This is a genomic window from Methanosphaera sp. A6 (assembly GCF_001729395.1).
GTDB classification, from domain to species: Archaea; Methanobacteriota; Methanobacteria; order Methanobacteriales; family Methanobacteriaceae; genus Methanosphaera; species Methanosphaera stadtmanae.
Genome location: NZ_MAIF01000151.1, coordinates 1 through 7,745, shown reverse-complemented (window position 1 = coordinate 7,745; position 7,745 = coordinate 1). Strand labels below are relative to the sequence as shown.

General features: G+C 32.0%; 8 protein-coding genes and 1 pseudogene. 1 reads left to right on the top strand and 8 read right to left on the bottom strand.

From position 1 onward, the window contains the following. Positions 1-132: 132 nt before the first annotated feature. A complete protein-coding gene (locus A9758_RS07615) occupies positions 133-288 on the top strand; it encodes a hypothetical protein (protein ID WP_011406711.1) in 156 nt (51 codons plus the stop codon). A gap of 49 nt (positions 289-337) precedes the next feature. Here the strand turns inward: A9758_RS07615 and A9758_RS06325 are convergent, their stop codons facing one another. The 8 genes and pseudogenes from A9758_RS06325 to A9758_RS06290 form a co-directional block, all read right to left on the bottom strand. Next, positions 338-1,366, bottom strand: coding sequence for an ATP-grasp domain-containing protein (locus tag A9758_RS06325; RefSeq protein ID WP_011406712.1), 1,029 nt, complete (start codon positions 1,364-1,366; stop codon positions 338-340). A gap of 209 nt (positions 1,367-1,575) precedes the next feature. Beyond that, positions 1,576-2,220 carry a V-type ATP synthase subunit D gene (locus tag A9758_RS06320; RefSeq protein WP_011406713.1) on the bottom strand — a complete coding sequence of 215 codons (645 nt, stop codon included), beginning with the start codon at positions 2,218-2,220 and terminating at the stop codon, positions 1,576-1,578. A gap of 55 nt (positions 2,221-2,275) precedes the next feature. After that, the gene (locus tag A9758_RS06315) at positions 2,276-3,679 is read right to left on the bottom strand and encodes an ATP synthase subunit B (protein ID WP_011406714.1); all 1,404 of its coding nucleotides are present in this window, start codon (positions 3,677-3,679) and stop codon (positions 2,276-2,278) included. Continuing rightward, positions 3,676-5,433, bottom strand: a complete 1,758-nt coding sequence (locus A9758_RS06310) for an ATP synthase subunit A (protein WP_011406715.1) — start codon at positions 5,431-5,433, stop codon at positions 3,676-3,678. The genes A9758_RS06315 and A9758_RS06310 overlap by 4 nt, the downstream gene beginning before the upstream one ends. Then, complete coding sequence (locus A9758_RS06305) at positions 5,430-5,750, bottom strand: V-type ATP synthase subunit F (protein ID WP_011406716.1); 321 nt, start codon at positions 5,748-5,750, stop codon at positions 5,430-5,432. The genes A9758_RS06310 and A9758_RS06305 overlap by 4 nt, the downstream gene beginning before the upstream one ends. After that, positions 5,747-6,904: a V-type ATP synthase subunit C gene (locus tag A9758_RS06300; RefSeq protein WP_011406717.1), complete on the bottom strand. Its 1,158-nt coding sequence runs from the start codon at positions 6,902-6,904 to the stop codon at positions 5,747-5,749. Before A9758_RS06300 ends, A9758_RS06305 begins: the two co-directional genes overlap by 4 nt. A gap of 18 nt (positions 6,905-6,922) precedes the next feature. Continuing rightward, the gene (locus tag A9758_RS06295) at positions 6,923-7,546 is read right to left on the bottom strand and encodes a V-type proton ATPase subunit E (RefSeq protein WP_011406718.1); all 624 of its coding nucleotides are present in this window, start codon (positions 7,544-7,546) and stop codon (positions 6,923-6,925) included. A gap of 58 nt (positions 7,547-7,604) precedes the next feature. Further along, positions 7,605-7,745 (bottom strand): annotated as a pseudogene (locus tag A9758_RS06290) (V-type ATP synthase subunit K); the annotation flags it as partial.

Genomic DNA, 7,745 nt, shown 5'->3' with positions numbered 1-7,745 from the left:
GTGACAGCGGTTCGACTCCGCTCGGGACTACTATTATATCTAAAAAAAACTATTTTTAAAGAAAATTATTTGATATTATAAATTACTTAATATAACATATATTACATAATAAATATAAGGGAGTATAAAACTATGCCTTATGAAGATCCATTAAAAGAATATTTTAAACAAAATCCAGAGAAAAAACTAAAGTTATTTAAAATATATACAAAAGTTTTAATAATTATTCCCTTCCTCATGGCATTTGGTGTAATAATGTTTATTCTTATACAATATGGAATAATTTAATAAAAATTTTTCTTTTAAATTTATTTTTAACTCTTTTTCTAAAAAAAAATTATATGAAAGAATTATAAACAGATTTTCGAATTCTTTCAGCCTTACTCATAGCATTTTCCAAAATTCTATCACTAACTATAATAGTTGCAATAGGTTCTCCTTTTCTAAAAATATAACTACAATCAGATTTATCATAAACATAAGGTATATTTTCTAAATTACACATGCCATTATTTCTAGCATATGCAATTAATTTAACACAGAACTGTTTAACCTTAGGTATGTTTACTGGAATGTTATTATAAATATCCATGTGGGCCTTTGCAAGATTCATATTAAAACTTCGCTCAACACACTCAAAAGAACCTTGAATTCTAGGATTAACCTCTAAGACATAAACCTTATTATTATCTACAACAAAATCAATACCATTAGATCCAACCAACTTACACATACGAGATATCTTTGCAGAAATATTTTTTATCTTAGAACTAGAATTAATATAGGGAGTAATATTACCACAATAGGTAAAATCACGTGCTCCTAACATTTTTGAACCAATAATCTGTTCAGAAGATGTAATAAATTCAATTTCATGATTAGGATATGATAGAAAAGAACTACTAACACTATCACCATAAACATACTCTTGAAGTAAAAATTCATCATCAACATAAACATCCCTACTAAACCAATGAATATTCAAGCCACCAGTACCATAAACAGGTTTAATAACATACTTCTTATTAGGATTATTTAAAACAATTTCCTGGGCTTCATCCATATCATTTAATTTATATGTTTTAGGTAAAAGAAAATTCTTATGTAAAAATTTATATAACTTAAATTTATTATTAACTAAATCAGTATTATAATTACCAATAACCTTACTCTTTGGAAAACGTGTAGTATCAACATCACTAGTAAAAATTATATAATCTACATCATCCACATAATCAAGTGCAATATCCTCTAAAGATTTTAAACTAAAATCATTAATATCACTTGGAACTAGTAACTTATCTACAAATTCATATGCATCAGTAACATCATAAAAACTAGTAGCATAAACTGTATAACCTAACAATTTAAATGACCTTGAAATTGACCGCGTATTAGAACCAATAATTAATATTTTAGTAATAACAACACAACCCTCATACTTTTTTAATAATAAAATAATTTATGTTAAAAGTAAAATAAGTATTTTATTTAAAAATTAAATAAAAAAAATAGTTAATATAAAAAGTGGAAAGGATAAAAAAAGAATTATCATGGAAAATAAATCCATAATACTTATTCTCTTTCGTCGATATTTTTCTTAATTACCTTAAGTTGTGCGAAGCTTTCCCTTTCCATTTCCTCCAAACGCATTTCAATAAATGAAATAGTGTTTTTAATACGAGGAATAATTACATGCTCTAAAGCATTTACTCTTCTTTTAGTTGCTTCTACTTCTCTAGCTAACATTATAATGGTTTTTTCAATCTCACCAAGTTCAATAATAATCTTAATAGATTCTTCAAACTCTTTAGCTGCGACATCCAAGTTAGCTGAAGTTCCAGCAAAACCATAACCTCTGCTAAGTACATCATTATGTGTAGCTCTGCTTTTTACAACAGGGACAGAAACACCCATAATACTTCTAGAACTTATATCGAGTTCAATTGATTCTCTAACAGATAAAGCTGCTCTTTTTACTGCCATGTCTCCCATGTCTATTTGAGCTTTGTTTAGTTCAGAGTAAGCTATTGCTAATTTTTTTTCAACTTCATCTCTTGAACCTTGAACACGATCTAAAATTTCGAAAAACTCCTTAATAAGAGCATCTCTTTTTTCTTTAAGAAGACTATGACCTTTTATAGACAGTTTAGCTCTGTCTTTTAGATTAAGAAGTTCATTACGTGTTGGATTAATTCCATCCAATTTTTCATTTGCCATTATCTAGCCTCCTTCACTTATACAATTTACCATAGAAATAAAAGAATAAAAGAAATTATTCTTCTGTTTCACTTTGTGGTAAGTATTGTTCAACGTATTGATCTTTAACACGTTTAAGTTCAGTTTTAGGTAAGATAGATAATAATTTCCAACCTAAATCAAGAGTTTCTTGAATAGATCTGTCTTCATCTTTACTTTGTCTAATAAATTTATCTTCAAATTCATCAGCAAATTTTAAGAATTTTCTATCACGATCTGTTAAAGCTTCTTCCCCAACTACTGCTGTTAAATCACGTAAGTCACGACCTTCTGCATATGCAGCATATAATTGGTCTGAAACTCCACTGTGATCTTCACGAGTACGTCCTTCACCAATACCTCCACTCATTAATCTGGATAATGATGGTAATACATCTACTGGTGGGTAAATACCAGTCCTATCTAATTCACGACTAAGTACAACTTGTCCTTCTGTAATATATCCTGTTAAATCAGGAATAGGGTGAGTAATATCATCCTGTGGCATTACAAGAATAGGCATCTGTGTAATAGAACCTTCTTTACCATTAATACGTCCTGCACGTTCATACATACCTGCTAAGTCAGTGTACATGTAACCAGGGTAACCTCTACGACCAGGTACTTCGTTACGTGCTGAAGATATTTCCCTTAATGCTTCACAATAGTTTGTAATATCAGTAAGAATTACTAATACGTGCATACCTTTTTCAAATGCAAGATATTCAGCTGTTGTTAATGCCATTTTAGGGGTCATAATTCTTTCAATAGCAGGATCGTCTGCTAAGTTCATGAATACTGTTACTCTTTCAAGAGCACCAGTTTGTTCAAACTCATTCATGAAGAAGTTTGCTTCTTCGTGAGTAATACCCATAGCACCAAATATTACAGCAAACTCACTGTCTTCTGCAATTACTTTTGCTTGTCTTGCAATTTGTGCTGCAAGTTCGTTGTGTGGTAAACCAGAACCTGAGAAGATAGGTAATTTTTGTCCACGTACAAGAGTGTTCATACCATCTATTGTGGATATACCAGTTTGAATAAATTCTGCAGGGAATTCTCTTGCAGAAGGGTTCATTGGAGAACCATTTACATCTAATTCTTGATCTGGTATAATATCAGGTCCACCATCAATAGGTTTACCTATACCATTGAAAATTCTTCCAAGCATATCTGTTGATAAACCGATTTTTGCGGTTTCTCCAGTGAAACGAACTTTTGTTGATTCTGTGTTAAGGTCACTTGTACCTTCAAATACTTGAACAACTGCAATATCTTCTTTTACTTCAAGAACTTGTCCAGTTCTGTTTTCACCAGCAGGAGTTTCAATTTCTACAATTTCATTGTATGCTGCTCCTTCTACGCCTTGAACAACCATTAAAGGTCCTGCAACTTCAGATACTGTAGTATATTCTCTTGTTTTAATATCTACATCATTCATTGTCCTGCCTCATTACATTCTTTAGTTATACGGTTTCTTATGTCTTCAACTTTTGCTTCAAATTCATCCTCTGGGATGTATTTCATTTTACCAAGATCTACTCTTACATCTAAGTTTACAAGTTTGTTAATGTCAGCACCATCAGCTAATGCAGATTGAGCTGTTGTGTTGTAAAGTAAGATTGTTTTAAGCATGTTGTATTGTTTACTTGGTGAACAGTATGTATCTGTATCATCGAATGCGTTTTGTTGAAGGAAGTCTTCTCTTAACATACGAGCAGATTCTAATGTTACACGGTCTTTTTGAGGTAATGCATCAGGACCTACTAATTGTACAATTTCATTAAGTTCTGATTCTTTCTGTAAAAGAGCCATTGCTGTGTTTCTTAAATCTCTCCAATCTGAACCGATTTGTGAGTTCCACCAATTTGTTATACTATCAACATAAAGTGAGTAACTGTTCAACCAGTTAATAGATGGGAAGTGACGTCTATCTGCAAGTGATGCATCTAATGCCCAAAATACTTTTGCAATACGTAAAGTGTTTTGAGTTACAGGTTCAGATAAGTCCCCACCAGGAGGTGATACTGCTCCAACTACTGTTACAGATGCTTCTGCTTTGTGAGATCCTATTGTGGTTACTCTTCCTGCACGTTCATAGAACTGTGCTAATCTTGAAGCTAGGTAAGCAGGATAACCTTCTTCCCCAGGCATTTCTTCAAGACGTCCAGAAAGTTCCCTCATAGCTTCTGCCCATCTTGAAGTACTGTCTGCCATAAGAGCTACATCATAACCCATATCTCTGAAGTATTCAGCAATTGTAATTCCTGTATATACACAAGCTTCCCTAGCTGCTACAGGCATGTTTGATGTGTTTGCAATAAGAACTGTTCTGTCCATTAAAGGATTTCCAGTTTTTGGATCTTCAAGTTCTGGGAACTCAGTAAGTACTTCTGTCATTTCGTTACCACGTTCTCCACATCCAATATATACTACAATATCAGCATCTGCCCATTTTGCTAATTGTTGCTGTGTAACTGTTTTACCTGAACCAAATGGTCCTGGCATAGCTGATGTTCCACCTTTAGCAACACAGAAAAATGTATCTTGTGCTCTTTGACCAGTTATAAGAGGTACATCTGGATCTAATTTGTTAGTGTAAGGTCTACCTACACGAACAGGCCATACTTGCATCATTTGAACTGTTTCTATACCATTTTCAGTTTCAACTTCAGCAATATCTTCTGTTACATTGTATTTTCCTTGACTTACAATTGATTTAATTGTACCTGACATTTTTGGTGGTATCATAATTTTGTGAACAATAGCACTTGTTTCATCAACTGTTCCTATAATGTCTCCACCATTAACTTTGTCTCCTACACTTGCTGTAGGTTTAAATTCCCATTCTTTTACTTTATCTAATGCTGGTACATCGATCCCTCTAGGAATGAAATCTCCTGATACACTTTTAATTTCATCTAATGGTCTTTGAATTCCATCATAAATTGATTTAAGTATACCTGGACCTAATTCTACTGAGAGTGGACCACCAGTACTTTCAATTTTTTCTCCTGGTTTAATACCAGCAGTTTCTTCGTAAACTTGAACTGTAGCTGTGTCGCCTTCAAGTTCAATTATTTCACCTATGAGTCCGATATCACCTACACGTACCATTTCGTGTATTTGGGTACCTCGCATACCATCACCGATAATAACCGGACCTGCAATTTTAATAATATTTCCTGTGATCATTTTACCATCTCAACCCCAATAACTCTTTTGATAAGGTCATTCATTGGGTCAGTTTCACGTTTGTGTGAGCCTGACTTATCTGGTACTTCAATTATCATTGGTAATGCTTTAGATCCGGTATATTTTGTAATATCGTCTCTAAGTTCATCCCCAATTTTTTCAGTAGTGATAATGATTGAATATTCATCATCAACTAATTGTTTTAAAGTAGTTTTTGCTTCTTCTTTGTTATGTACAGGGAAACCACTTTTGATTCCACCTAACATAAAACCAGTTACAGTATCTGGATCTGCCATTATAGCTATATCATTTTTCATAATAACATCTCCTTAATTTCAGAACTTGGTATTGAAGATCCTCTTTTACTTCTTGCAATAATTTTAAGATTTTTAATTTCGATTTCTTTTTTATTCATGAAACCTACAATAGGACCTACACCAAATGGTTTTTTCCTAAAGATATTTTTTGCCATATTTCTTTCATATGAATCTAATGCTTCATCAAATACTGTGATAGATTTTGTAGAGTTGTATTCAGGAATATGATCTGCTACAATGCTTCCATATTCAGAACTTTCAATACTACTTAATAAAGAGTTCATATCTTCAGATTCCATAAATTCTTTTAATTTCCATCCACGTAATTGATATCCATTGTCTATAACATATGGTTTAATTTGATCATATGTGAGATTGTCAGCTTTTGCTCTTAATATAATTTTTATATTTGCAATATCTACTTTAGTTCCTATGTAACTGTGTAACATTCTTGTGTTATCATCTGCTTGACTTGATGATTTTACTAATAATCTTTCATAATAGTAATTATCCAATGCTGATTCTAATGTTAATAAGGTTTTATTTTCATTGTAATCAGGTAATGCTTCTTCAAGTATTTTAGCATAAGGTGTTCCTTCCAATGCAACAATTAAATCTTGAACAGAATCTGCTTCAATTAATTTATCTTGATCATCTTTAAGTTCACCATAAGGTACTAATAATTCACGAGTTTCTTCTTCGTTTAATTTTGCTTCTCTTGCAATTAAAACACTTTTTATGTTTTTAATATCCCATTGATCTAACATTAAATCAAATGTTGGTTTTAAATCACCAGGTGCAATTCTTGCTAATAAATCATATGATTCAGCTAAGTTTGCATCTAATGCTTGTTCTATTGGATATTTATCAACGAATTTTGCATAGTCTTTATGTCCTCTTAAGAAGTTTTGTACTTCTTCAAGGCTTTCAGATTCAGCTAACTCTGCGATTTGTTTTTCATTTAAGATTTTACCAATTTTTGCTCTTACTCTTGCATTTGGATAAGTATATGGATAATATTCCATTAACGGTCTAAATGTTATTACTACAATTACTGCACCTATTACAGCTAGTACCACAACTAATAATGCAATGAATGCCTCAGGAGAAGAGAATCCGAAAGATGTTATCAATCCTGTAATGCTTTCTTCCATTTAATTCTCCTCCAGTAACTATCTAAATAGTTTTTTAGCAACCTCTGATCTTAGATGTTTTCTATAACGAAGCATACGAGCTTCAATAGTGTTTTTTACTTCAACATCGCCATCTACAGTTTTTACAACTGCTCCACCAATGATATCTATTGGTTCTCCTATGACAAAGGAAGTTTCATTTCCAGTTTCTTTTGTAACATATTCAGATACTTCATCAATCATAGATTTTACATTTTCAACATCGTCTTCTCTTACAAGAATTTCGAGTTGTGTACTTCCTACTTGTATAGAAGCATCTTTAATCATTACTTTTAAAGATTCCACATAATTTGCGGAATTTTCAGATGCTAGTTTTTCAATTTTTTCTGATGCTATTCTAAAAGCTTTTTCTATTAACTCTTCACGAGCTTCTAATTCTTTTCTTCTGGAATTAACTTTTGCTTCTGAAATAATTTGTTGATATTTCATATCAGCTTGTTTATTTGCAGAGTCAAGAATTTGTTCTTTTTCGATTTGAGCTTTAGCTTCACCGTCAGCAATTATTTTTTCACTTTCAGCTTTAGCTTTGGAGATAATTTCATCAGCTTTTGCTTGAGCATCTGCTTTTATATTTGATATTATTTTATCTGCTCCAACGCTCATCTATGTTCCTCCAAAAAATATTTGTTTAAAGGCATAATGCCTTCATTATTTTTTAAACTTATGCTCCAAGTATTCCACCGAATACTAATAATAAGATAGCGATAAGGAAACCATAGATAGCCTGAGTTTCAGGAATAGCTGTAAATACTAAACCTTGTGCAAACATACCTGGTTCTTCTACTACTGCACCTACAGATGC